This is a genomic window from Enterocloster bolteae (assembly GCF_002234575.2).
Classification (GTDB): Bacteria; Bacillota; Clostridia; order Lachnospirales; family Lachnospiraceae; genus Enterocloster; species Enterocloster bolteae.
In genome coordinates, this window is the sequence record NZ_CP022464.2 from 652,849 (window position 1) to 677,633 (window position 24,785).

Annotated in this window: 22 protein-coding genes; all 22 read left to right on the forward strand. The window is 52.2% G+C overall.

Annotation, left to right across the window (positions count from 1 at the left end; genetic code table 11):
• The first annotated feature begins 148 nt into the window (after nucleotides 1–148).
• The 22 genes from CGC65_RS03185 (at nucleotide 149) to CGC65_RS03285 (ending at nucleotide 24,769) form a co-directional block, all read left to right on the forward strand.
• On the forward strand, nucleotides 149–1,834 hold the full coding sequence (locus CGC65_RS03185) for an ABC transporter substrate-binding protein (protein ID WP_002568379.1): 1,686 nt from the start codon (nucleotides 149–151) through the stop codon (nucleotides 1,832–1,834).
• Nucleotides 1,835–1,973: 139 nt separating this feature from the next.
• Complete coding sequence (locus CGC65_RS03190) at nucleotides 1,974–2,954, forward strand: ABC transporter ATP-binding protein (RefSeq protein WP_002568378.1); 981 nt, start codon at nucleotides 1,974–1,976, stop codon at nucleotides 2,952–2,954.
• Entirely contained in the window at nucleotides 2,947–3,966 is a 1,020-nt protein-coding gene (locus CGC65_RS03195; protein ID WP_007037622.1) for an ABC transporter ATP-binding protein, read from the forward strand. The genes CGC65_RS03190 and CGC65_RS03195 overlap by 8 nt, the downstream gene beginning before the upstream one ends.
• Nucleotides 3,963–4,910, forward strand: coding sequence for an ABC transporter permease (locus tag CGC65_RS03200; protein ID WP_002568376.1), 948 nt, complete (start codon nucleotides 3,963–3,965; stop codon nucleotides 4,908–4,910). The genes CGC65_RS03195 and CGC65_RS03200 overlap by 4 nt, the downstream gene beginning before the upstream one ends.
• A gap of 41 nt (nucleotides 4,911–4,951) precedes the next feature.
• Nucleotides 4,952–5,905 carry an ABC transporter permease gene (locus tag CGC65_RS03205; RefSeq protein WP_002568375.1) on the forward strand — a complete coding sequence of 318 codons (954 nt, stop codon included), beginning with the start codon at nucleotides 4,952–4,954 and terminating at the stop codon, nucleotides 5,903–5,905.
• Between the two features lie 33 nt (nucleotides 5,906–5,938).
• Nucleotides 5,939–6,832, forward strand: a complete 894-nt coding sequence (locus CGC65_RS03210; protein WP_002568374.1) for a LysR family transcriptional regulator — start codon at nucleotides 5,939–5,941, stop codon at nucleotides 6,830–6,832.
• A gap of 231 nt (nucleotides 6,833–7,063) precedes the next feature.
• Entirely contained in the window at nucleotides 7,064–8,242 is a 1,179-nt protein-coding gene (locus tag CGC65_RS03215; protein ID WP_002568373.1) for an efflux RND transporter periplasmic adaptor subunit, read from the forward strand.
• Nucleotides 8,243–8,256: 14 nt separating this feature from the next.
• On the forward strand, nucleotides 8,257–11,310 hold the full coding sequence (locus tag CGC65_RS03220; RefSeq protein WP_002568372.1) for an efflux RND transporter permease subunit: 3,054 nt from the start codon (nucleotides 8,257–8,259) through the stop codon (nucleotides 11,308–11,310).
• 480 nt (nucleotides 11,311–11,790) lie between these two features.
• The gene (locus CGC65_RS03225; RefSeq protein WP_235622263.1) at nucleotides 11,791–12,099 is read left to right on the forward strand and encodes a hypothetical protein; all 309 of its coding nucleotides are present in this window, start codon (nucleotides 11,791–11,793) and stop codon (nucleotides 12,097–12,099) included.
• An 18-nt stretch (nucleotides 12,100–12,117) separates the two neighbouring features.
• Complete coding sequence (locus CGC65_RS03230; RefSeq protein ID WP_002568370.1) at nucleotides 12,118–14,133, forward strand: V-type ATP synthase subunit I; 2,016 nt, start codon at nucleotides 12,118–12,120, stop codon at nucleotides 14,131–14,133.
• Between the two features lie 2 nt (nucleotides 14,134–14,135).
• Nucleotides 14,136–14,618 carry a V-type ATP synthase subunit K gene (locus CGC65_RS03235; RefSeq protein WP_002568369.1) on the forward strand — a complete coding sequence of 161 codons (483 nt, stop codon included), beginning with the start codon at nucleotides 14,136–14,138 and terminating at the stop codon, nucleotides 14,616–14,618.
• Between the two features lie 42 nt (nucleotides 14,619–14,660).
• The gene (locus CGC65_RS03240; protein ID WP_007037626.1) at nucleotides 14,661–15,254 is read left to right on the forward strand and encodes a V-type ATP synthase subunit E; all 594 of its coding nucleotides are present in this window, start codon (nucleotides 14,661–14,663) and stop codon (nucleotides 15,252–15,254) included.
• A gap of 21 nt (nucleotides 15,255–15,275) precedes the next feature.
• Nucleotides 15,276–16,244 (forward strand): V-type ATPase subunit, encoded by a 969-nt coding sequence (locus tag CGC65_RS03245; RefSeq protein WP_002568367.1) that lies wholly within the window; start codon nucleotides 15,276–15,278, stop codon nucleotides 16,242–16,244.
• Nucleotides 16,237–16,557 carry a V-type ATP synthase subunit F gene (locus CGC65_RS03250; RefSeq protein WP_002568366.1) on the forward strand — a complete coding sequence of 107 codons (321 nt, stop codon included), beginning with the start codon at nucleotides 16,237–16,239 and terminating at the stop codon, nucleotides 16,555–16,557. Before CGC65_RS03245 ends, CGC65_RS03250 begins: the two co-directional genes overlap by 8 nt.
• A gap of 15 nt (nucleotides 16,558–16,572) precedes the next feature.
• Nucleotides 16,573–18,348 carry a V-type ATP synthase subunit A gene (locus tag CGC65_RS03255; protein ID WP_002568365.1) on the forward strand — a complete coding sequence of 592 codons (1,776 nt, stop codon included), beginning with the start codon at nucleotides 16,573–16,575 and terminating at the stop codon, nucleotides 18,346–18,348.
• Nucleotides 18,348–19,721, forward strand: coding sequence for a V-type ATP synthase subunit B (locus CGC65_RS03260; protein ID WP_002568364.1), 1,374 nt, complete (start codon nucleotides 18,348–18,350; stop codon nucleotides 19,719–19,721). Before CGC65_RS03255 ends, CGC65_RS03260 begins: the two co-directional genes overlap by 1 nt.
• A 108-nt stretch (nucleotides 19,722–19,829) precedes the next feature.
• Nucleotides 19,830–20,513 (forward strand): V-type ATP synthase subunit D, encoded by a 684-nt coding sequence (locus CGC65_RS03265; RefSeq protein ID WP_002568363.1) that lies wholly within the window; start codon nucleotides 19,830–19,832, stop codon nucleotides 20,511–20,513.
• A 163-nt stretch (nucleotides 20,514–20,676) separates the two neighbouring features.
• The gene (locus tag CGC65_RS03270) at nucleotides 20,677–21,483 is read left to right on the forward strand and encodes a TlpA family protein disulfide reductase (protein WP_002568362.1); all 807 of its coding nucleotides are present in this window, start codon (nucleotides 20,677–20,679) and stop codon (nucleotides 21,481–21,483) included.
• An 18-nt stretch (nucleotides 21,484–21,501) separates the two neighbouring features.
• Nucleotides 21,502–21,651, forward strand: coding sequence for a CD1871A family CXXC motif-containing protein (locus CGC65_RS31195; RefSeq protein WP_002568361.1), 150 nt, complete (start codon nucleotides 21,502–21,504; stop codon nucleotides 21,649–21,651).
• A gap of 43 nt (nucleotides 21,652–21,694) precedes the next feature.
• Nucleotides 21,695–22,528, forward strand: coding sequence for a 4Fe-4S binding protein (locus CGC65_RS03275; RefSeq protein ID WP_002568360.1), 834 nt, complete (start codon nucleotides 21,695–21,697; stop codon nucleotides 22,526–22,528).
• 231 nt (nucleotides 22,529–22,759) lie between these two features.
• Nucleotides 22,760–23,758, forward strand: coding sequence for an ABC transporter ATP-binding protein (locus tag CGC65_RS03280; protein WP_002568359.1), 999 nt, complete (start codon nucleotides 22,760–22,762; stop codon nucleotides 23,756–23,758).
• A 3-nt stretch (nucleotides 23,759–23,761) separates the two neighbouring features.
• The gene (locus CGC65_RS03285; RefSeq protein WP_002568358.1) at nucleotides 23,762–24,769 is read left to right on the forward strand and encodes an ABC transporter ATP-binding protein; all 1,008 of its coding nucleotides are present in this window, start codon (nucleotides 23,762–23,764) and stop codon (nucleotides 24,767–24,769) included.
• The last annotated feature ends 16 nt before the right edge of the window (nucleotides 24,770–24,785 follow it).

The following is a 24,785-nucleotide window of genomic DNA, read 5'->3' on the forward strand; positions in this document are numbered from 1 at the left end:
TATTTTAAAAGCCGGGGGGACAGAGCTATTGACATTTTTTGCGTGTAATGATATAAATAAAACCATACTAATTTGCTATGAATAGTGTGGTTTTGCTGCGCGGCGCAGCGCTGTGCAGAGACGGATGCCGGTTTTAAGGAGGAAACTTATGAAACATACAAAAGGAACAGCAGGGAGAAGGGCAGGCAGATTTCTGGCCCTGGCTTTATCTGCGGCCATGGTCCTGTCATCGGCAGGATGTGCGGGCAAAGGCGGCAGCCAGCCGTCGGGCCAGGCGGAATCAGGCCAGGCAGCAGCGGGCCAGACCCAGTCAGCGGCCGCTGGCAGCGGGAAGATTGTCAATATCGGAGTGACCAGCTCTCTCAATACGCTGAATCCCCTGCTGATGGACGGCGTGGAGATGAATAAATATGCAACAGGTCTTATGTTCCTGCCCCTGGTGGAACTGGACCAGAACATGGAATTTGAGGGAATGCTGGCTGATTCCGTGACAGCTGAGGACGAGAGAAATTTCCTGGTGCACATTGATGATAAGGCCGTATGGTCCGACGGGACTCCGGTCACTGCGGACGACGTGGTGTACACGGCTCTCAGGCTGTGCAGCCCGGTCATCGGAAACCCGGCTATGATGTATTATGTATTTGAAGGCGTGGGCGACAACGGGTTTGTAGAAGAAGGGGCAGACCATGTGGAAGGCATTACCAGGGTGGATGATAAGACCGTGCGTTTTACCACCAAGGCACCCATGTCGCTCATAACCTTTAACAGTTCTTATGCCCGCTATCTCATGCCCCTTCCAAAGCATGTGATTGGGGATATAGATGAGAAGGCGCTGACGTCAGCCCCATGGTTTAGCCGCCCGGACGTGGTGAGCGGTCCCTATAAGGTGACAGAGTTTGATCGGGACCACTATGTGTCTTATGAGGCCAACAAAGACTACTGGAAGGGGGCTCCCAAGATTGAGCGCCTCAACATAAAAATCGTGGAAGGCAGCCAGCTTTATGCCGGGCTTAAGTCCGGGGAAATCGACATTACCCAGAACACCATGAGTACCATTCCCCTGGAGGACTATGAGAGTGTGGCGGCGCTGGAGAACGTGGAGGTTTCCTACGGAGACCCCATTACCAACCAGTCCGTATTCATCAATACAGCCAGAATCACCGATACAAAGGTGCGTCAGGCCATGCTGTACGCAGTGGACCGGAACCAGCTTCTGGAGCAGCTCTTAAAGGGAAACGGAGAAGTGGCGGACGGTTTCCTGTCATCAGCCAGCCCGTATTTTGACAGTACCCTGGTGCCTGTTTCCTATGATCCGGAAAAGGCAAAGAGCCTGCTGGCACAGAGCGGATGGGACCAGAGCAAAAGCATCCGTTTCTGCATTGACTCAGGCGACAGTACCTTTGTGAACGCTGCTTCTGTTATAGCAGCCCAGTGGGCCGCGGTGGGCATCAAGGCAGATATCCAGACCATGGACATCAATACGCTGATGAGCACTGCTTCCAGCGGTGATTTTGATGTGTTGTCCGTGCAGTATACGTATCCTCCGGTGGATCCTTACGCGGACGTTGCCTGGCTCTTAGGCGGCCAGGGCAGCTGGACCGGCTATACCAGGCCGGAGGTGGAGGAAGCCCTGTCAAATGTGGCCCTGACAAACGACAAGGACAAGTTGAAGGAGCTGTACGGGATTGTAGACCGGAGCGTCCAGGAGGATGTACCCATGTTTTCAGCCTACATTATCAAGACCATGGCAGCGGCCAATAAGCGCCTGACCGGGGTTAAGCCCAGCGTCTATGGCTTCTTCAATCATGTGGAGCAGTGGGATGTATCCCAATAGAATATGTTCCATTTGAATGTATCCCGGCAGGACAACCCCATAATCGGAACGTATGAACAGATTCCCGGAGGGCATATGCTCTCTGGGTATCTTCATTCATGGGAAATGGGCCATTAATATTAAGAAATGAGGAAACAATATGTCACATATCCTTGAAGTCACAAATCTGGAAGTTGAATTTTCCGGTGACGGGGGGAAGAATATCAGTGTGGACCACGTGGGATTCCATGTGGATTCGGGGGAGATAGTCTGTATTGTAGGGGAGTCGGGCTGCGGCAAAAGCGTCACAGCCCTGTCTGTCATGGGACTTTTGGGAAAAGGGGGCAAGGTGACGGCCGGCCGGGTCCTGTTTGAGGGAAGGGATTTGCTCTCCATGACGGAGCGGGAGTTGGACGGAGTCAGGGGAGACCGGCTGACCATGATATTCCAGGACCCTCTCACTTCCCTGAACCCAGTATTTACCATCGGGAGCCAGATGACGGAAAGCATCCGGGCCCACATGGGGCTGGGAAAAGATGAGGCCCGGGAGAGAGCGTTGTCCCTTCTTAAGAAGGTGGGGCTGCCGGACACCCTATCTGTGATGAAAAAATACCCGCACCTGCTGTCGGGAGGCATGCGCCAGCGCGTCATGATTGCAATGGCCCTTTCCTGTAATCCGTCCCTTCTGATTGCCGATGAGCCGACCACGGCTCTGGATGTGACGATTCAGGCCCAAATCATGGACCTGATTCTGGAGCTTAAGGAGGAGATGGGCATGGCGGTGCTGCTCATCACCCATGACATGGGACTGGTGGCTCAGATGGCAGACCGGGTGTTAGTGATGTATGCGGGGCAGCTCATTGAGCAGGCCCGGGTGCTGGAGCTGTTTGACCATCCGGCCCATCCCTATACCAGAGCATTGCTGCGTTCTGTACCCGGCATCAGGGATGAGGAGGACAGAAGACTGGAGTCCATAGAGGGGATTGTGCCGGAGCATTACGACCGGATTCGAGGGTGCCGTTTTGCCAGGAGATGTCCCTTCAGGACAGAGATATGCATGAAGCCGCAGCAGGAGATGTCTGTGGGGGACTCCCACATTGTGCGGTGCTGCAGGGCGAAGGAGGTGCTGGCAGATGGCTGATACATCCCGGGTCCCCCTGCTTTCTGCGGAGGGACTGAAAAAATATTATACGGCAAAGTCGGGCATGTTCTCCCGTTCCGCCGGTGTGGTGCGGGCTGTGGACGGGGTTTCCTTTCAGCTGTTTGAGGGGGAGACTCTGGGGCTGGTGGGTGAATCCGGCTGCGGTAAATCCACGCTGGGACGCCAGCTGGTAGGGTTGGAACATCCGACAGGAGGACGGGTTGTCTACGACGGTCATGACCTGGGCCATATGAGCCAGGCCCAGATGAAGCCCTTCCGCACCCAGCTGCAGATGATATTCCAGGATTCCTATTCATCCCTGAACCCCAGGAAGCATGTGTTTGAGATACTGGCAGAGCCCATGCTGTATCATGGGCTGGCCAAACGCGGGGATGTGTATTCCCATGTGGAGAGGCTGCTGGATATGGTGGGGCTTCCTAAGAACTGTCTGGGAAGATATCCCCATGAATTCTCCGGCGGACAGAGGCAGCGCATAGGTATTGCCAGGGCCCTTTCCCTGAATCCCAGACTGCTGGTGTGCGATGAACCGGTCAGCGCCCTGGATGTGTCCATCCAGGCCCAGATACTGAACCTGCTCAGGGATTTACAGAAGGAGCTGGGACTTACCTGCATCTTTATCGGCCACGGACTGGGGGCTGTGAACTATGTCAGCGACCGGATTGCCGTCATGTACCTGGGGAAGATGGTAGAGATTGCGGACCGGAAGGAGCTGTTTGACCACCCTCTTCATCCGTATTCCAGGGCTCTGTTCGAGGCGGTGCCCATCGCTGATCCGAGGAAACGAAGGAAGCGTTCAGAGGGAATTGTGGGCGGGGAGACTGCGTCAAATGTAAATACGCCTTCAGGATGTCCCTTCCACCCCAGATGCCCTCACTGTAAGGGGGAGTGCATGAGCAGGGAAATGGAGCTGAGGCCGGCGGTTCCCGGAAGCAGCCACCTGACAGCCTGTATCCGGTTTAAGGAATTAGAGAAGGAGGACGGGAAGGTATGACAAAATATATACTGAAGCGTATTCTGATTGCTATTCCCACCCTGCTTGGCATTACCATGATTGACTATGCCATCATGTGTTTTGCGGGCAGTCCCCTGGAAATGCTTCAGGGAGCCCGTATTTCCCAGGAAGCCATTGCTGCCAAGGAGGCGGCCATGGGACTGGACAAACCCTTTTATATACAGTACTTTATCTGGCTTGGGCAGCTTCTATCCGGAAACATGGGGTACTCCGTGAAATCCTACGAGGCGGTCAGCGCCATGATTGGAAGCCATCTGGGACCAACCCTCCTTCTGATGGGGGTGTCGCTGATAGTAAGTCTTATCATGTCGGTGCCTGCCGGGATTTACAGCGCCATCCACCAGTATTCCAAGGGGGATTACGCTGTGGTCACAGCCTCCTTTTTCGGAAGCAGCATACCGGGATTTTTCCTGTCCCTGCTGCTAGTGTACCTGTTTACCGTGAATCTGGGCATACTGCCATCCGGAGGCATGACCACCCTGGGAACTGCGGGCGGCGCAGCGGATGTGGCGGCCCATATGGTGATGCCTGTGCTGGTGCTGTCTGTCTCCATGGCAGGTACCAATATCCGGTATATCCGCAGCGCCATGCTGGAAATCCTCCAGCAGGACTATCTGCGCACAGCCAGGGCCAAGGGAATCGGGCGCAGGATGGTCATATATAAGCACGCCCTGCGCAATGCCCTGGTGCCCATTGTGACGGTTATCGGCATGCAGATTCCGGTGCTGTTTGGCGGCGCGGTCATTGTGGAGCAGCTGTTTTCCTGGCCCGGACTGGGACTTATGACCATGAGCGCCATTCTGAACCGGGATTACCCGGTAATCATGGGCGTCTGCCTGCTTTCCGCCGTGGTGGTGCTGGCAGCCAACCTGGTGACGGATATTCTGTACGCCATTGTAAACCCGGCTATTCAGTATGACTGACAGACCGGCGCAAGTACTTGACAGGAGTAAGCATAGATAGAATGAAAATGAACAGAAAGAACCCCTATGGGGACATTGGAAGAGAAAATTACTGGCAGACCGTCAGGCGGCGGTTTCTCCACCACCGTCTGGCCTGCATCAGTCTGGTGGTGCTGGCAGTTATCTGCACAGCGGCCATCCTGGCGCCTGTCATAGCGCCCTATGACCCGGATGCCATCGCAGGACCCTTTGGCGCCCCGCCGGGCCCGGGGTTCCTGCTGGGAACAGACCAGATCGGACGGGATATGTTCTCCCGCTTATTATATGCAACGCGTATTTCTCTGCTGGTGGGCGTGCTGGCTACAGCCATATCCACTGCCATTGGAGTCAGCCTGGGTCTGCTGGGGGGATACTTTGGAGGCTGGCTGGACATAGCCATCATGCGTTTTACAGACATGGTCATGTCCTTTCCGTATATACTTCTGGTGCTGGTGGCGGCAGCCATCTTTGAACCGGGGCTCTGGAGCATCATACTGATTCTCGGATTTGTGGACTGGCCCGGCATTGCCCGGCTGGTGAGGGGCAATGTGCTGAGCCTGCGGGAGACTAATTTTGTCAAGAGCAGCATAGTGGCCGGGATGCCTGCCAGACATATCCTGTTTTCAGAGATACTTCCCAATACCGTTGCGCCCATTCTGGTGTACGCCACCTCGGTCATGGCATTGTCCATGCTGGATGAGGCTTCCTTAAGCTTTCTGGGCATGGGGGTGCAGCCGCCCACAGCCAGCCTGGGCAATATGCTCAACAGCGCCCAGTCCCTGACCGTGCTGACAAAGCAGCCCTGGCTCTGGATTCCGCCCGGACTCCTGATAGTGGTCCTGGTGGTTGCCATCAATTTTGTGGGCGATGCCCTGAGAGACGCCCTGGACCCGTCCGCGGTTCTGAATCTGGGTGGAGCAAAACAGGATACGCCAGAACAGGATGCAGCAAAACAGGATACGCCGGACAGCTTATAACAATACTGGAACGCACACAAAAGGAGTATATCCATGACCATCCATCAGATAGAATGTTTCCTGGAAGCAGCCAGGACCCTTAATTTTACGGAGGCAGCCAACCATCTGTATATATCCCAGCAGGGGTTGAGCCGCCAGATAGCATCTCTGGAAAAGGAACTGGAGCTGCGGCTTTTTGACAGGACCACCAGGGATGTGAGGCTGACCCGCAGCGGTGAGCTTCTTTTGTGGCGCTGGAAGGATATCCCCAAGGAAATATATGACTCCGTGGATATGGCCAGGGAGGAAGGGGAGAGAGCCAAACGCAGGATTAATCTGTCTGTGGTGGGCATGAGCGGCATCATAGAGATGGCGGGCAACATACTGGCTGATTATATGGCCTTTGACCCGGAGGTGGAATTTGAAATCAATGAATTCACCAATATAAAAGATATAACCAACGGAAACCCGGATTTGATGATGACGGTAAGTTTTACTCCTTCCTACGAGCAGCTTAAAGAGAAGTGCGGCCTGATGGTTATAAAAAAGCTGCCCTTATACTATGTCATGTCCAAGAAAAATCCCCTGGCACAGAAGGAAGATGTGGTCATGGAGGATTTTAAGGGAGAGACCATGCTCTGTCTCTTCAAGAATTTTTTTGCCGGCGCCGAGCTGCGGCTGTTTGAACTGATTGCCAAGCAGGAGCACGTCCTTCAGAAGGCCCGGTATTATGAAAATGTCAACAGCCTGGAGCTGGCAATTATTGCCAATGAAGGGATTCATATCGGCTTTAAAGAATTTTATCACAACTACGGGGAACGCCTGGTTATGCACCCTATGCCCAACTCCAGGAACCAGGCCTATGCCAGCGTCATCATTGTATGGCGTAAAGAAAATGAGAAAAGACTTGAAAGTTTTATTAAATTTTTGAAAAATAATTATAATTAACAACAATGTGTTGTTAATTATCCGCATTTTGGTGTTAGACAAAAAGGGGGGCAACTGTCTAAAATACAAGATGGTTGGTAAAAAAGAAGGAAGCCGTAATTTGGGGAAGGGCTGTGGACCAAAGCAGCTCGTTTCCCTTGTTTTTTTCTGGTGCTGTATTCCATCACTGGACAGCGCCGGTGCTATGACAGATTCTCATACTAAAAAGGACATGAAAGGAAAGAGGAGAAGATGAAAAAGGCAAGGACGCGCATTATCTGGGGAATCGTGATTGTAATTATAGCAGTCATTGTGATTGCCCGAGTTTTCAAGAAGGAAGAGCCTGTTGTCCCTACCCCGGATCCGGTGGTAACGGTGCAGACGCCGCATATGGGCGACATATTACTGACAACAGACCTGGTAGGCACCATTGAGCCGGCCGACATTGTATACATATATCCCAAGGCAGGAGGCGACGTGACAGCTGTCAACGTGAAGGCCGGGGATGTGGTTGCAGCCGGACAGGTGCTGCTGGAGATTGATACAAAGCAGGTGGACACATCCAAAAACTCCATGGACGCGGCAAAGGTGGCATGGGATGACGCACAGTCTACCCTGGCCCGTATGGCTCCGCTCCATGCCTCAGGTTTTGTATCTGATAAAGAGTTTGAGGGATATCAGACCGCTGCTGAGGCCAAGAGACTTCAGTATGAGTCCGCCAAGATTGCATATGAAAACCAGATGGAATTCAGCCATGTAACATCCCCTATAAGCGGACGGGTGGAGCAGCTCAATGTGGAGGTTCATGATACAGTCGGAAACTCCAACCAGCTCTGCGTTATCGCGGGAGACAGCGGCAATAATGTGACTTTCTATGTGACTGAGAAGGTAAAGAACCACCTGAACCCGGGTGATCCCATTACGGTCATCAAGGAAGGAACCGAATACGGCGGCAATGTCATTGAAGTCAGCAACATGGCTGAGGCATCCGTGGGCCTGTTCAAGATAAAGGCGTCTGTGGATGACAATGAGACCATGGCGGCCGGAACCAGTGTGGAGCTGCGGGTGCCTTCTGCATCTGCCAGGAATGCCATTCTGATTCCAAATAACTGTGTATATTATAAATCAGGCGATGCCTACGTATATACATATGACAACGGCATCATCCATGAGGTACCCGTGGAAGTGGGTATCTATGACAGTGAGAATATCGCGGTGCTTTCAGGAATCACCCTGGATGACCAGATCCTCACCACCTGGACCTCCGAATTAAAGGAGGGGACCAAGGTGACACTGGAGATCGAGGCGCCGGCAACCATTGAGATGAATGGAACGGAAACCGATGCCCAGATAAAGATGCAGGTCATCCAGGAAACCGATCAGACAGACAAAGCTGAAAGTCCGGCCGCAGACCAGAGTCAGGCACAATAGAAGGAGGCAGGAAAATGGGCTTAACAAAACTTGTCTTAAGAAGGCCGGTCAGTACGGTTCTCGCAATCCTGTGTCTGATTGTGTTCGGCTTATCCTCGGTGATGAAATCACCGCTGGAGCTGATGCCGGATATGAACATGTCCATGATGATTGTAATGACCGTTTACTCCGGCGCCAGCCCTGACGATGTCAGCGAGCTGGTCACCAAACCGATTGAGGACAGGGCCAGTACCCTGAGCGGTCTGGATACCATATCCTCCCAGTCAAAGGAGAACATGTCCATCGTCATGCTGAAATATAAGTACGGCACGGATATGAACGATGCGTATGATGATTTAAAGAAACAGATGGACCTGGCTAAGGTAGAGCTTCCTGAGGATGCGGATGACCCCATCATGCTGGAGCTGAATACCAGCCTGAAGCCAAATGTAATCATGGCGGTCAGCCATGGTGAGGACGACGATCTGTACAATTATGTAAACAATGAGATTGTCCCTGAATTTGAGAAGCTGTCAACAGCAGCCGAGGTTTCCATCACCGGCGGACTCCAGAAATACATCAAGGTGGAGCTGATGCCGGAGAAGCTGAAACAGTACGGCGTATCCATGAGCTCTATTGCCAGCGATATTGCGGGATCGGATATCACATATCCGGCAGGAGATACGCAGGTGGGTGACCAGAAGCTGTCTGTGTCAACCGAGCAGCCCTTTGAGACCATGGACAGTCTCAATGATATTCCGCTGACCGTATCCGGTGGCCAGACCGTATACCTGAGCGATGTGGCCAAGGTATATATGGGCGCGGATGATGTGGAAAGTATTGCGCGTTATAAGGCTGAGAACGGACTTCCCGAGGATATCGTGGCCCTGACTGTCAGCAAGCAGCAGGACGCCGCCACTCTGAATGTCTCAAAAGATGTAAAGCGGGTGGTGAATGAGCTTACCGCCAAGGATCCAAGCCTGCAGATTACCATAGTAGATGATGACAAGGATTCCATCATGTCGTCCCTGAGCTCTGTTATCGAGACAATGGTACTGGCCATTATCATTTCCATGGTCATCATTTGGCTGTTCTTCGGGGACCTGAAGGCGTCTATGATTGTAGGCAGCTCCATACCCGTATCCATCCTGTCGTCTCTCATACTGATGCAGCTCATGGGCTTCAGCCTTAATGTTATTACCCTGAGCGCCCTGGTGCTGGGTGTCGGTATGATGGTGGATAACTCCACTGTTGTGCTTGAGAGCTGTTTCAGGGCCACGGATGACACAGGATTCCGGGAATTTTCCAAGGCGGCCTTAAACGGTACCGGCGTGGTGTACCAGTCAGTTATCGGTTCCACGCTGACCACCTGTGTGGTATTCCTTCCGCTGGCCATGCTGGGTGGTATGACGGGGCAGATGTTCCGGCCTCTGGGCTTTACCATTGTGTTCTGTATGACGGCATCCCTTATATCGGCTATCACGGTGGTGCCTCTGTGCTATATGATTTACAAGCCGGTGGAGAAAAAGACAGCTCCCCTGTCCAGACCTGTTGAAAAGATGCAGGAAGCCTACAGGGGAATCATGACAAAGCTTCTGAACAAGAGGGGACTTGTCATGCTGGCATCTGTAGCGCTCCTTCTGTTCTCCTTCTTCATAGCCAAGTTCCTGCGTGTGGAGATGATGGCTGAGGATGACCAGGGCCAGATATCCATTACCGCGGAAGTAAAGCCGGGTATGACCATTGATAAAGTGGACCATATCATGAAGCAGATAGAGGATATTATCTCCCAGCAGGGGGATGTGGAATCCTATATTACTCTGGCCGGAAGTTCAGGACTGAGCATGAGCTCGGATCCCAACATCACTGTTTACCTTAAGAAGGACAGAAAGATGGAGACAGATGAGGTGGTCCGCCTCTGGAAGCAGCAGCTGGGCGGAATCTCCGATACCAATATAACAGTGGAAGCCTACTCACAGGTCAGCGCCATGATGGGTTCGGATGATGAATACTCCGTGGACCTTCAGAGCACAAATTACGATGACCTGAAGGCGGTCAGCGACCAGCTGGCAGAAAACTTAAGCAAACGTCCGGAGCTGACCAAGGTCCATTCCGACCTGGAGAACGCGGCCTCAGTTGTCAAGGTGACGGTGAATCCCATCAAGGCAAGGGCGGCAGGACTGACGCCGGCCCAGATTGGCGGTACCCTGAACAACATGCTCAGCGGCACCACTCCCACCTCCCTTAATATTGACGGAAATGATATTGATGTAAAGGTAGAGTATCCTAAGGAGCGCTATAAGACCCTGGATCAGATTGAGACAATTACCCTTCAGACGCCCAAGGGCAGCTCCGTGGCGCTGACAGATGTGGCTGACATTCACTTTGCAGACAGCCCGGCATCCATCACCAGGCAGGATAAGCAGTACCGCGCCACTATTAGCGGTATCTATACCGAGAATTCGGATAAAAACACAAAGGCCCTGCTTTTAAGCGAGGTGGTGCAGCCGGCTGTAAGTGATAATGCAAATGTAACCATTGCCCAGAACCAGATGGATGAATCCATGACAGAGGAGTTTACGGCTCTGTTCCAGGCCATTGCCCTGGCTATCTTCCTGGTATTCGTGGTCATGGCGGCCCAGTTCGAGTCGCCCAAGTTCTCAATCATGGTAATGACCACCATTCCGTTCTGCCTCATAGGTGCCTTTGGTCTTTTGTGGCTGGCAGACAGCGCCATCAGCATGACGTCCCTGCTGGGATTCCTGATGCTGGTTGGTACGGTTGTTAATAACGGTATTCTGTATGTGGATACGGTAAACCAGTACCGCAGGGAGATGGATTTAAATACTGCTCTGGTGGAAGCGGGCGCTACCCGTCTGAGACCTATCCTGATGACCACCCTGACCACGGTTGTGTCCATGGTGCCCATGGCCCTTGCTCTGGGCGACAGCGGTTCCACCACACAGGGTCTTGCCCTTGTTAATATCGGCGGCCTGACCGCATCCACCATTCTGTCGCTGCTTATGCTTCCTGCATACTACAGCCTGATGAACGGCGGCGGAAAGAAACGGATGATTATTGCGGATTAGTCCGGGTGCGTTAAAAAGATGTTAAAAAATTACTGTTTCAAATAACAGGATAAAATGATATGATGTTATTAAATAGGCTGTAGCTTATGACGCAGATGGAAGGCGTTGGGACTGCAGCCTATTTTAATAAAAAAATTTGTTATTAATGTAACAAATAGGTCCCGCCGGATGTGATGTTTAAGGGGGCAGCTATTAAAATATGGATAGAAGTTTTTTGTATGCTGTACAAAAATATTTAGAAAGTCTAAAATTTTTTCATGAAATATTGAGAAAGTGGATTGATAAATTTTTATGCATGGGTTATAATCTATTCATATTGTACAAAAAAAATAGGAAAGCTATGGACAAATACTGGATAAGTTGTCATTTTGCAACACAAACGTATGGTCCATCGTATTCCCGGAGGCATATCTGCGCAAACTAACCATATATTCCGGCAGGATAGCTAACGGGATTCCGGTACAGAAAGGGGGATTTGGATTGGCCCAGGAGACGATTGACGCAATCCGTCAGGCAGAAACGGCCGCGGAAGCAGCCGAGAAGGAAGCAGTAAAAGAGGCGGAGGCAATTGTGGCAGAGGCAAAGGCTCAGGCGGCGCAGATGAAGGCAGAGATGACGAAATCTGCCAGAGAAGGCGCCATGGGGGCCGAGGAGGATGCCAAGGCTCAGAGCGAGCGGATGATGCAGGCGGCCGGTGCCGAGGAAGGCAAGGATTTGGAAGCATTGCAGAAGGCTGTAGCTGAGAAACAACAAAAGGCAGTTGAAGTTATCTTATCAGAACTGCTATAGGAAGGGAGGCGCTTAAGGTTGGCAGTAGTGCCTATGAAAAAAGTGCTGATATGCGGTCTGAAAAAGGATCGCAAGGGCACCCTTGAGCTTCTGCAGCGCCAAGGGGTACTTGAAATCAGCAATGTGCTGCAGGAAGATGACATGTTGGGCAGAATGGACGTGACGTCTTCCAAAACCGTATTTGAACGAAATGCCAATATAGCAGAGCAGGCCATTAATATTCTGGACAGGTACGCGCCTGAGGAGAAGGGCATGCTATCCTCGTTCGAAGGCAGGGAAGTGCTTTCCCTGGACGAATATGAGGCCAATGCAGGCAAACACGACGAGGTCATGAAAAAAGCCTACCGCTTACAGGAACTTGCCAAGCAGATAGGCGAGCACAGTGCGGCGGTTCCAAAGCTGGAACAGCAGATGGAAGCACTGGTGCCATGGAGATCCTTTGACCTGCCCCTTGATTTTAAGGGAACTAAGAAAACTGCGGCATTTATCGGTTCCATCCAGGATGAAATTACCCTGGAACAGGTAACAGAGCAGCTTGGGGAGCTGGCACCTCAGGCAGAGACAATTGACGTGACCATTGTAAGTGCGTCCAAGGAGCAGACCTGTCTTTTCATTGTCTGCGCGAAAACGGATGCGGAAGCAGTGGAGGACGCTCTGAAGAAAATGAATTTTGTAAAACCGCCCCTGAGCTCAGCAGTGCCTGCAAAACGCCAGCAGCAGCTGGAAGAAGAGCTTGCAAAGGAAAAGGCGGAGATTGAGAAAGCGGAAAAGGCTGTGGCGGAGATGGCTCCGGACCGGGAACTAATAAAGTTCGTTATGGATTACTATACCATGCGTGCTGAGAAATACGGTGTGTTAAACGGCCTGGCCCAGTCAAGACGCGTATTCTTTATAACCGGATACGTACCTGAGAACGCGGCTCCAAAGCTTGAAAAGCTGCTTCAGGAAAAGTATGAGGTGGTTGTAGAGTACACAGAACCGGGCGACGAGGAGGATGTGCCCATCCTGCTCCACAACAATAAGTTCGCAGAACCGGTGGAGGGCGTTATTGAGAGCTACAGCGTTCCTTCCAAGGGCGAGATTGACCCGTCCATGATAGTGGCATTGTTCTACTATGTACAGTTCGGGCTCATGCTCTCGGACGCGGCTTACGGTCTTATCATGGTGGCAGGTACCGCATACTGCCTTACCAAATTCAAGAACATGGAAGCCGGAATGAAGAAGTTCATGAAGATGTTCATGTACTGTGGTATCTCCACAACATTCTGGGGCTTTATGTTCGGCAGCTTTTTCGGAGATGCGGTTAATGTTATCGCGACCACATTCTTCAACCGGCCGGATATCAGGCTTGCTCCTCTCTGGTTTGAACCGGTAAGCCTTCCTATGAAGCTTCTGGTATTTGCGTTCGGACTTGGTATTCTTCACCTTTTCATTGGACTTGGAATCAAATTCTACTCCTGTGTGAAGAACGGCAGCCTGGCTGACGGTATTTATGACGCCATATTCTGGTATATGCTGGTTGGCGGCGGTATTGTATACCTGCTGACCATGTCCATGTTTACCGAGATGCTGGGTCTTACCTTTACGCTTCCGGCAGTTGCTGGCACCGTGGCAGCTTATGCGGCAGCCATTGGTTTTGTGGGTATTGTACTTACCAGCGGACGGGAGTCCAAAAACTGGGTTAAGAGGATACTTAAGGGTCTTTACGGGGCATACGGAGTCAGCTCATACCTGAGCGACATCCTGTCCTATTCCAGACTTCTGGCCCTGGGTCTGGCTACCAGCGTTATATCCACGGTATTTAACAAGATGGGAAGTATGATGGGAGGTTCCATTCCCGGAGCAATCATATTCATACTGGTATTCTTAATCGGACACAGCCTGAACCTGGCAATCAATGCCCTGGGCGCATATGTCCATACTAACCGTCTGCAGTATGTAGAGTTTTTTGGAAAGTTTTATGAAGGCGGCGGAAGGAAATTTGAGCCCTTTGCCGTTCACACCAAATATTATAAAGTCAAGGAGGACATTTAGTTATGGGAAATATGGGAGTTGCTTTAGCATTATTAGGAGCTGCAATCGCAGCACTTTTTGCAGGAGTAGGTTCTGCTATTGGAGTAGGTATTGCAGGTCAGGCTGCGGCCGGAGTTGTTACAGAGGATCCTAACAAGTTCAGTAAGGTTCTGGTTTTACAGCTGCTTCCCGGTACACAGGGTATCTACGGTCTGCTGATTGCATTCATCACACTGACACAGATTGGTATTATGGGCGGAAGCGCTGACCTTTCTTTGGTAAAGGGCGCTTTATACCTGGCAGCATGCCTTCCTATGGGTATTGTTGGCTGGATTTCCGGCGCATCACAGGGCAAGGCAGCAGCAGCAAGTATCGGCCTGGTTGCCAAGAGACCTGAGCAGTTTGGTAAAGCTATGATTTTCCCGGCCATGGTTGAGACTTACGCCATCCTGGCACTGCTGATCTCCATCCTTTCCATCTTTGGTATTGCAGGACTTAACATTTAATCAGCATACCAAATAGGAGACTTAAGGAAAGGAGAACATGGCATGGCGGGATTAGATAAGATCATCAGCCAGATTAAAGAAGAGTCCCAGAAAGCAGCGGAACGCACCAGGGCGGAAGCCCGTTCCAAGGCAGATGAGATTCTGGCACAGGCCCGTGCGGACGCAGAGAGGGAGTGCGTTGATATTGAGAGGCGCTCCAAACAGGCGGTAGCCAACATTCTGGAGAGAGGACGCACGGCAGCCGAACTTAAGAAGAGGGGTGCTGTTCTGGCTGAAAAGCAGAGACTCATCGGCGCAACCATTGGGATGGCCAAGGCCGAACTCAAAGGGCTTGAGACCGGTGCCTACATTGATATGATTCTGAAACTTGCAGTTAAATCCGCACAGACCGGCGAAGGCGAGCTCCTGTTCTCAAAGAAGGACTTGGAACGCCTGCCCGAAGGCTTTGAGGACAGGTTAAATGCCGCTCTTAAGGACAAGGGGGCAGTGCTGCGCATATCCGGAGACACCCGAGATATAGACGGCGGTTTTGTGCTTACTTATGGAGGAATTGAGGAGAACTGTTCCATTGACGCTCTCTTTGACGCAGCACATGAGGTATTGCAGGATAAAGTGCAGGAGATTCTGTTTTCATGAACGTAGGGAGGAACTAATTAAATGGCAGACAAACAGTATGTTTATGCAGTAGCCCGCATCCGTTCCAAAGAATTGTCCCTGCTATCCGGTGCATTTTTAGAGCAGCTGACGGCTGCAAAAGACTATGACGAGTGTATCCAGCTTCTTATGGAGAAGGGCTGGGGAGAGGACGGCATGACAAATGCCGCTGACATCCTGGCCATTGAGAAGAGGAAGACCTGGGAGCTGATTAACGAGCTGGTGGAGGATATGTCGGTATTTGACGTGTTCCTGTACGCCAACGACTACCACAATCTGAAGGCAGCCATCAAGGAGGTCCGCATGGGTGATGAATACCCGGGCATCTTTATGGAGCAGGGGACTGTGGATGTGAAGCTCATACGTGAAGCAGTTCAGACCAGGGAATTCCAGAATCTTCCAGCGGCCATGAGAACACCTGCGGAGGAAGCCTACAAGGCTCTCCTTCACACCCAGGACGGACAGCTCTGCGATATCATAATCGACAAAGCAGCCCTGGATGCAATCTGCGCAGCCGGCAAATCCTCCGGCAATGAGTTCCTGGAACTCTATGCGGAGCTGACCGTTGCGGCGGCAGATATAAAGACGGCGGTGCGGGCATCCCGTACCGGCAAGGACAGGGCATTCCTGGAACAGGCGCTGGCACCATGCGGCAGCATCAACGTTGCCCGTCTGGCTCAGGCAGCCATAGAAGGCGTGGATTCCATCGGTTCATACCTGGAAACCACGGCCTATGCAGATGCAGTGGAAGAATTGCGGCGTTCACCTTCAGCTTTTGAGCGGTGGTGCGACAATCTGCTGATTCGTAAGATTAAGCCCCAGCAGTACAGCGCCTTTGGTCTGGGTCCGCTGGCAGCTTATATTCTGGCACGGGAGAACGAGATTAAATCAGTTCGGATTGTGCTTTCCGGGAAATTAAACCATCTTCCCGAGGAGTCCATCCGGGAAAGGATAAGGGAGATGTATGTATAAGATTGCAGTTATGGGCGACCGGGACAGTATCTACGGTTTCGCCAGCCTGGGTCTGGAACCATTTCCTTTGACAGACCCGGCGGAGGCAGGAAAGAAGGTTAAGGATCTGGCAGAAAGCGGCTATGCAGTAATTTACATTACAGAGGCCCTGGCCGCTCAGATTGAACCGGAGATCAACCGCTACCGTGAGGCTGGCCTTCCGGCCATTATACTGATTCCCGGCATATCAGGCAATACGGGAAAAGGTATTCTGGCAGTTAAGAAGTCAGTGGAGCAGGCAGTTGGCTCGGATATTATATTTAATGGGCAATAACAATGGAGGTAAAAGATGAGCAAAGGCGTAATTAAAAAAGTAGCCGGTCCGCTGGTCATCGCAGAAGGCATGCGCGACGCGAACATGTTCGACGTGGTTCGAGTCAGCGAACAGCGTCTGATTGGCGAAATTATAGAGATTCATGGCGATAAGGCTTCCGTCCAGGTATACGAGGAGACATCCGGACTGGGACCCGGGGAGCCGGTGGAATCCACAGGCGTACCCATGAGCGTGGAGCTGGGGCCTGGCCTGATTGGAAGTATATACGACGGTATCCAGCGTCCCCTGGATGCCATTATGGAGAAAACAGGCGGAAACCTGTTAAACCGCGGCGTGGAGGTTCCCTCCCTGAAGCGTGAGAAGAAGTGGACCTTCGTACCCGCTGCAAATGCGGGCGACAAGGTAGGCGGCGGCGACATCATCGGTACGGTTCAGGAGACCGATGTGGTACAGCAGAAGATCATGATTCCTGTTGGCGTTAGCGGCACCCTTACCTATATCAGCGGCGGAGAGTATACGGTTACTGATACAGTGGCTGTTGTGACAGACGAGAAGGGACAGGAGCATCCTGTTTCACTGATGCAGAAGTGGCCTGTACGTAAGGGCCGTCCCTATCAGAGAAAGCTGTCCCCTGATATGCCTCTTGTAACAGGACAGCGTGTTATCGACTGTCTGTTCCCAATTGCAAAGGGCGGTGTTGCGGCTGTTCCCGGACCTTTCGGTTCCGGCAAGACGGTTGTACAGCACCAGCTGGCCAAGTGGGCTGACGCAGATATCGTGGTTTACATTGGCTGCGGCGAGCGCGGAAACGAGATGACCGACGTTCTGAACGAGTTCCCGGAACTGAAGGACCCAAAGACAGGCAAGTCTTTGATGGAGCGTACTGTGCTGATTGCCAATACCTCCGACATGCCTGTTGCTGCCCGTGAGGCATCTATCTATACAGGTATCACCATTGCAGAGTATTTCCGCGACATGGGTTATTCCGTAGCCCTGATGGCAGACTCCACTTCCCGTTGGGCCGAGGCTCTTCGAGAGATGTCAGGACGTCTGGAGGAGATGCCTGGTGAGGAAGGTTATCCTGCATACCTGGGTTCCCGTCTGGCACAGTTCTACGAGCGTGCCGGTCGTGTTATCTCCCTGGGCCAGGACAACCGCGAGGGCGCTCTTTCCGTTATCGGAGCAGTATCCCCTGCAGGCGGCGATATTTCCGAGCCGGTTACACAGGCTACCCTGCGTATCGTAAAGGTATTCTGGTCCCTGGATGCGGATCTGGCATATAAGAGACATTTCCCGGCCATCAACTGGCTGACCAGCTACTCCCTGTATGTGGACACCATGGAAAAATGGTTCAACGCAGAAGTGGAGAGCGACTGGACCGAGCTGCGCGCCCGTCTTATGCGCCTGCTGCAGGAAGAGTCTGAGTTAAATGAAATCGTACAGCTGGTAGGTATGGACGCATTATCCGCACCTGACCGCCTAAAACTGGAAGCAGCCCGTTCCATCCGTGAGGACTTCCTTCACCAGAACGCCTTCCATGAGATTGATACATTTACGTCCTTGAAGAAGCAGCACATGATGATGATGCTGATGCTGGCATACTATGACAAGGCAGGGGAGGCTCTGGCACAGGGCGTGAATATCGAGCGTCTTGTAGGCCTTCCTGTGCGCGAGGCTATCGGCCGTTTCAAATATACAGAGGAAGCTGACCTGGATAAGGTTTACGAGGATGTCATCAAGACCCTGGAGTCAGAGATTAACAGTGAGCTGAGCAGAAAGGAGGACTTCTAATGCCCAAGGAATATAGAACAATTGAAGAGGTAGCAGGTCCTATTATGCTGGTCCGCGGCGTACAGGGAGTAACCTATGATGAGATGGGAGAAATCGAGCTGGTTAACGGCGAGAGACGCCGCTGCAAGGTATTGGAGATAGACGGCGGCAATGCCATGGTACAGCTGTACGAGGCGTCTACAGGTATCAACCTGGATTCCAGTAAGGTGCGTTTCTTAGGACGTACCATGGAGTTAGGCGTGTCTGAGGATATGCTCAGCCGTATGTTTGACGGCATGGGCAAGCCCATTGACGGCGGTCCCGACATCCTGCCTGAGAAGCGTATGGATATCAACGGCCTGCCTATGAACCCGGCAGCCAGAAGCTATCCTGAGGAGTTTATCCAGACTGGCGTTTCCGCCATAGATGGTCTGAACACCCTGGTCCGCGGCCAGAAGCTGCCTATTTTCTCGGCATCCGGTCTTCCGCACGCCAACCTGGCTGCCCAGATTGCGCGTCAGGCAAAGGTGCGCGGCACCGACGAGTCCTTCGCCGTTGTGTTTGCAGCCATGGGTATTACCTTTGAGGAGGCAAACTTCTTCATGGAGAGCTTCCGCGAGACAGGCGCTATCGACCGAAGCGTTATGTTCATCAACCTGGCTAACGACCCTGCCGTAGAGCGTATCGCAACTCCGCGTATGGCTCTGACAGCAGCAGAGTACCTGGCATTTGAAAAGAACATGCACGTACTGGTTATCCTGACTGATATTACCAACTACGCAGACTCTCTGCGTGAGATTTCCGCAGCCCGTAAGGAAGTTCCGGGCCGCCGCGGTTATCCGGGATATATGTACACTGACCTGGCTTCCCTGTATGAGAGAGCCGGACGTCAGAAGGGCAAGAACGGCTCCATCACCATGATTCCGATTCTTACCATGCCTGAGGATGATAAGACCCATCCGATTCCTGACCTTACAGGCTACATCACAGAGGGACAGATTATCCTGAGCCGTGAGCTGTACCGTAAGAATGTAACACCTCCTATTGATGTACTGCCATCCCTGTCCCGTCTTAAGGATAAGGGTATCGGTGAAGGCAAGACACGCGCAGACCACGCAGATGTCATGAACCAGCTCTTTGCAGCCTATGCCCGCGGCAAGGACGCAAAGGAACTGATGATCATTCTGGGCGAGGCAGCCCTGACAGATATGGATAAGCTGTATGCCAAGTTTGCTGACGAGTTCGAGAAGGAGTATGTATCCCAGGGCTACTATGCTGACCGTGATATCGAAGAGACCATGGAAATCGGCTGGAAGCTTCTGCGCATCCTCCCAAGGAGCGAGCTGAAACGTATTAAGGACAAATTCCTTGATTTGTATTACGAAGCAAAATAACTGGCAGTCACAGCCCGGCAGGGACAGCCAGGGTGTGCAGCCCCGCCGCCATGTGCGGTATGGATGCGCGCCCAGGTTTCCGGCCGGCAGAAAGGAAGTTGACATAACATGGGTGCAAAACATGTAAATCCCACCCGTATGGAGCTTACCCGCCTTAAGAAAAAGCTGGCAACAGCCATTCGCGGGCACAAGCTTCTGAAAGACAAGCGGGATGAATTGATGCGTCAGTTCCTGGACCTGGTGCGTGAGAACAAGGCCCTCCGCGAGAAGGTGGAGGCAGGCATCGCTGCGGCTAACCAGAATTTCGTGCTGGCACGTTCCGGCATGACAGATGAGGCCCTGAACGTAGCCCTGATGGCTCCCAAGCAGGAGGTCTATCTGGAAACTGAGACAAAAAACGTCATGAGTGTGGAGATTCCTGTGTTCAAGTATAAGACCAGGACTTCAGACCCTAACGACATCTATTCCTACGGCTTTGCATTTACTTCCAGTGACCTGGATGATGCGGTAAAGAGTCTGGCAGATTTACTGCCTGACATGCTGCGTCTGGCTGAGTGCGAAAAATCCTGCCAGCTCATGGCAGCGGAGATTGAAAAGACCCGCCGCCGTGTAAACGCGCTGGAGCATGTGATGATTCCCGATACCCAGTCAAACATCCGCTATATCACCATGAAGCTGGATGAGAATGAGCGAAGCTCCCAGACAAGGCTTATGAAGGTAAAGGATATGATGCTTGAGGAAGCACACCACTACAGCGAGCGGGAAGTGGTTCCCGTGGTAGATGAGGTGTAGCAGGCATCTTCATGAAAGCTTAATAAAACTTTCATACAAACCCCATAAAGCCGGGTGGACAGAAAATAATAATTATGTTAGAGTAAAACCCAGAGAATGGCACAAGTGGCATTCTCTGGGTTTCTTTGTCTATTCCATATAGTTGAAAAGGGAGGAATAACACATGAGGAGAGAACATTTTTACAGAAATAAAAAGGTCGTGAAAAGGAGTGCTGCAGGCGCGGCGCTGGCCATTTTCCTGGCCTTGCAGATAACGGGATGCAGCCAGACGGCAGACCAGAATAAGGCTGACCGGAAAACGGAGCAGGCCCAGGGGACTGAAAAGGAAGGCACGGCGGCTGAGGAAAGCAGCGCAGAAACTGAGAAAAACGGCACGGGAACTGACAAGCCGAAGGATACAGGGAACAATGAATCCGGGCCGGAAAAGACCCGGGAAGGAGGAGAAGCCGGTGAAGCAGGCCGGGAGCCGTCCCCAGACGGCAGCCAGGCAGATGCAGAGGCAGCAGCTGACCAGGGGGACGGCGTGATTGAGTTCAAGCCGGGCATGCCTATTAAGGAGGGTGTTCAAGCTCCTGATTTTACAGGGGAGCTTATTGACGGCACCAGTATTACGCTGTCTGAACTGCAGGGAAAGCCTGTTATCATCAATTTCTGGGCAACCTGGTGCGGTCCATGCGTCAAGGAGATGCCGGCCTTTGAGCGCCTGAAGGATGATTTTGGGGACAAAATCGGTATTATCGCGGTGAACTGCGGGGATGATGCCGGGACAGTGAAGGATTTTGTGGAGGAGAACGGATACACCTTCCCGGTAGTGCTGGATGAGGAGTATTCCATATCCATGCTGTATCCCACGAATTCCATTCCCTATACAGTGGTGGTGGACGCGGAGGGCAGGGTGACCCATATATCCACCGGTGCCCTGGATGCGGACACGATGTATGAGAGATATAAGGAAGCCCTTGGGGTGTAAGACAGGGAGCGTTGATATATGATGGATTGGTGCAGACAGAATAAGGTGGCGGTTATCCTTCTTGTTCTTGGCATAGTATTCCTGTGCACCGGAGCCGCCCAGGGAGGTTACCAGGATGCCTTCCGCAAGGCAGTGAGGGTGTGCCTGGAATGCATCGGAATCGGATAAGAGGGCAGCGGCAGAAGACTATGACCATGAGAGGGCAGCAGCAATGAAACGGCGTTTGATACAGCTTTGTGCGGCATTATTATATAATCTGAACCTGAAGGGATTTGCGGAGGCGTCCATCTATAAGGGAAGGTCAAAAGGACTGTGTGTTCCCGGACTGAACTGCTATTCATGCCCGGGAGCCGTCGGATCCTGTCCTTTAGGTACCCTGCAGAATGCCCTGTCCGCCATGGACAGGAAGCTTCCCTTCTATATATTGGGAGTTCTCCTGCTCTTTGGGGTTACCATGGGAAGGACCATATGCGGTTTCCTCTGTCCCTTTGGCCTGGTGCAGGAGCTTCTCTACAGGATACCTGTTCCCAAGATAAAAAAGAACCGTGTCACACAGGAGCTGTCCAAGGTGAAATATGTGATCCTGGCAGTGTTTGTCATTATACTGCCGGTGGTATTTAAGGCAGCCTCCGGCCTTCCTGTTCCTGCCTTTTGTAAGTACATATGTCCCGCGGGGACACTGGAGGGAGGAATTCCCCTGGTGCTTCTGGACGATTCCCTGAGCGGTCTGGCAGGGGCCCTCTTTCACTGGAAGGTTCTTGTGCTGGCAGTCATACTGGTAAGCGCCTGTTTTCTGTACAGAAGCTTTTGCCGCATCCTCTGTCCTCTGGGGGCCATCTATTCCCTGTTTGCCCCTGTGGCTTTGCTGGGGGTGAGGATTGACAGGGATACCTGCGTTGACTGCGGGCGCTGTGTGCGCACCTGTAAAATGGATGTCAGACAGGTGGGAGACAGGGAATGCATACAGTGCGGCGAATGTATGAAAGAATGTAATGTGGATGCCATTTATTGGAAGAAACCTTGGGATGTGAAGAGTAAGAAATAACAGAGCATAAGAGCAGGACGCTGTAAATAAGCTGTTAAAACAGCCTTGGCAGCGTCCTGTTTATGCGTTTCTATGCTGGTTTTGACCTGTTTCCGGGCAAAACAGGTCAATCTATATATTGAATTATCCCCGAAAATGTGGTATCGTTTTGAGTATATATGCAGAAAACTGCGGGTGAATACATTGGCACCGCATTGACGCTTTGATGCAATAAAACAAAGGGCGGATAAAATGACACAGACAGATATCATATTGGAAGTAAAAGATTTATGTGTGGAATTCAGGACAGCAGAGGGCACCGTTCAGGCGGTGGACCATCTGAGCTATGTATTACATAAGGGTGAAAAGCTGGGTATCGTAGGAGAGAGCGGAAGCGGCAAGAGTGTTTCTTCTCTGGGAATGATGCAGCTGATTCCCAACCCTCCGGGACAGATCACAGGAGGGGAGATTTTATACCTTGGAAGGGATTTGGTGAAGACCTCTGAGCGCGATATGCAGAAAATCAGGGGAAATGAAATTTCCATGATTTTCCAGGAACCAATGACCTCCTTAAATCCCATTATCAAGTGCGGTAAACAGATTGCGGAATCCCTGCGTCTGCACCGGGGCATGAAGAAAAAGGAAGCCATGGAGGAAGCCATCCGCATGATGAAAGCAGTGGGAATCGCCAATCCTGAGGTAAGGGCCCATGAGTATCCCCATCAGATGTCGGGAGGTATGAGGCAGCGTGTGATGATTGCCATGGCATTGGCCTGCCAGCCCCAGATACTGATTGCGGATGAGCCCACAACGGCTCTGGATGTGACCATCCAGGCCCAGATTCTGGATTTGATTCGCGAGATGAACGAGGAGCTTCACTCCTCGGTTTTGTTCATTACCCATGATTTGGGAGTGGTGAGCGAGCTGTGCGATACGGTCATTGTCATGTATACGGGCCATATCGTGGAGCAGGCGCCGGCCGGGGAACTGTTCCGGGATCCCAAGCATCCATATACCATTGGGCTGCTGAATGCCATACCTGTCATCACAAAGGACAGGAAGCCATTGTCCACCATAGAGGGGATGGTGCCCAACCCCACGGAGCGGATCAAGGGGTGCAGCTTCTGGCCCAGGTGTCCTCATGCCACAGAGCGGTGCAGGACAGTCAGTCCGCCCATGAAGCAGCTTTCAGAGGAGCGGAAGGTCCGCTGCTGGCTGTTTGAAGACCAGGCTGCGGGGAAGGAGGCTTAATGTATGGCACAGAATCCGAACAGAGACATAAACGAAAGTATAAATGAAGACAAGAACAATAGGGAAGTGCTGGTTAAGGCCGACCATGTAAAGGTATATTTTAAGGGAAAGGATAAGAAGTCCGGGACCGTGAAGGCGGTGGACGACGTAAGCTTCCACATCATGAAGGGTGAGACCTTTGGCGTGGTGGGGGAGAGCGGCTGCGGCAAGAGTACCCTGGGCAGGGCCCTTGTCCGCCTCTTGAAACCAACGGAGGGCCACATTTATATGGGCGGAACGGACATAGCAGGGCTAAAGGGAGCAGATTTAAAGAAAATGCGCAGGAAAGTCCAGATTATATTCCAGGACCCCTCTGCCTGTCTGAATCCCAGGCGTACCGTACGCCAGATTCTGATGGAACCCTTTGAGATACACGGGATGAAGGGGAAGATGGATGTGGAGGCCCGCATTATGAAGCTCCTTAACCTGGTGGGACTGGATTTGTACTGTCTGAGCAGGTATCCCCATGAGCTGTCAGGAGGACAGAAGCAGCGTATCGGCATAGCCAGGGCGCTGGCTCTGGAGCCGGATATCATTATCTGCGATGAGGCAGTATCCGCGCTGGATGTATCGGTTCAGGCCCAGGTGCTGAACCTGCTCCAGGAGTTAAAGGAAAAGCTGGGACTGACCTATTTCTTCATTTCCCATAATCTGAACGTGGTCTACCAGGTCAGCGACCGGGTGGGGGTCATGTATCTTGGTAATATGGTGGAGATTGCTGATTATGATAAGCTGTATGAAAAGCGTTATCACCCGTATACGGAGGCGCTGTTATCAGCCATTCCCCAGGTGGACCAGGGTGTGAAAACAGAGCGGATCCATCTGGAGGGGGAGGTTCCCAGTCCGTCGGATCCGCCCTCAGGCTGCCGGTTCCATACACGCTGTCCCAAGGCCTGCGACAGGTGCCGCCAGGAAGTGCCCCGGTTAAAGGAAGTGGCTGAAGGGCATTTTGTGGCCTGCCACCTGTATTAGGGCTTCACCGGCCTGA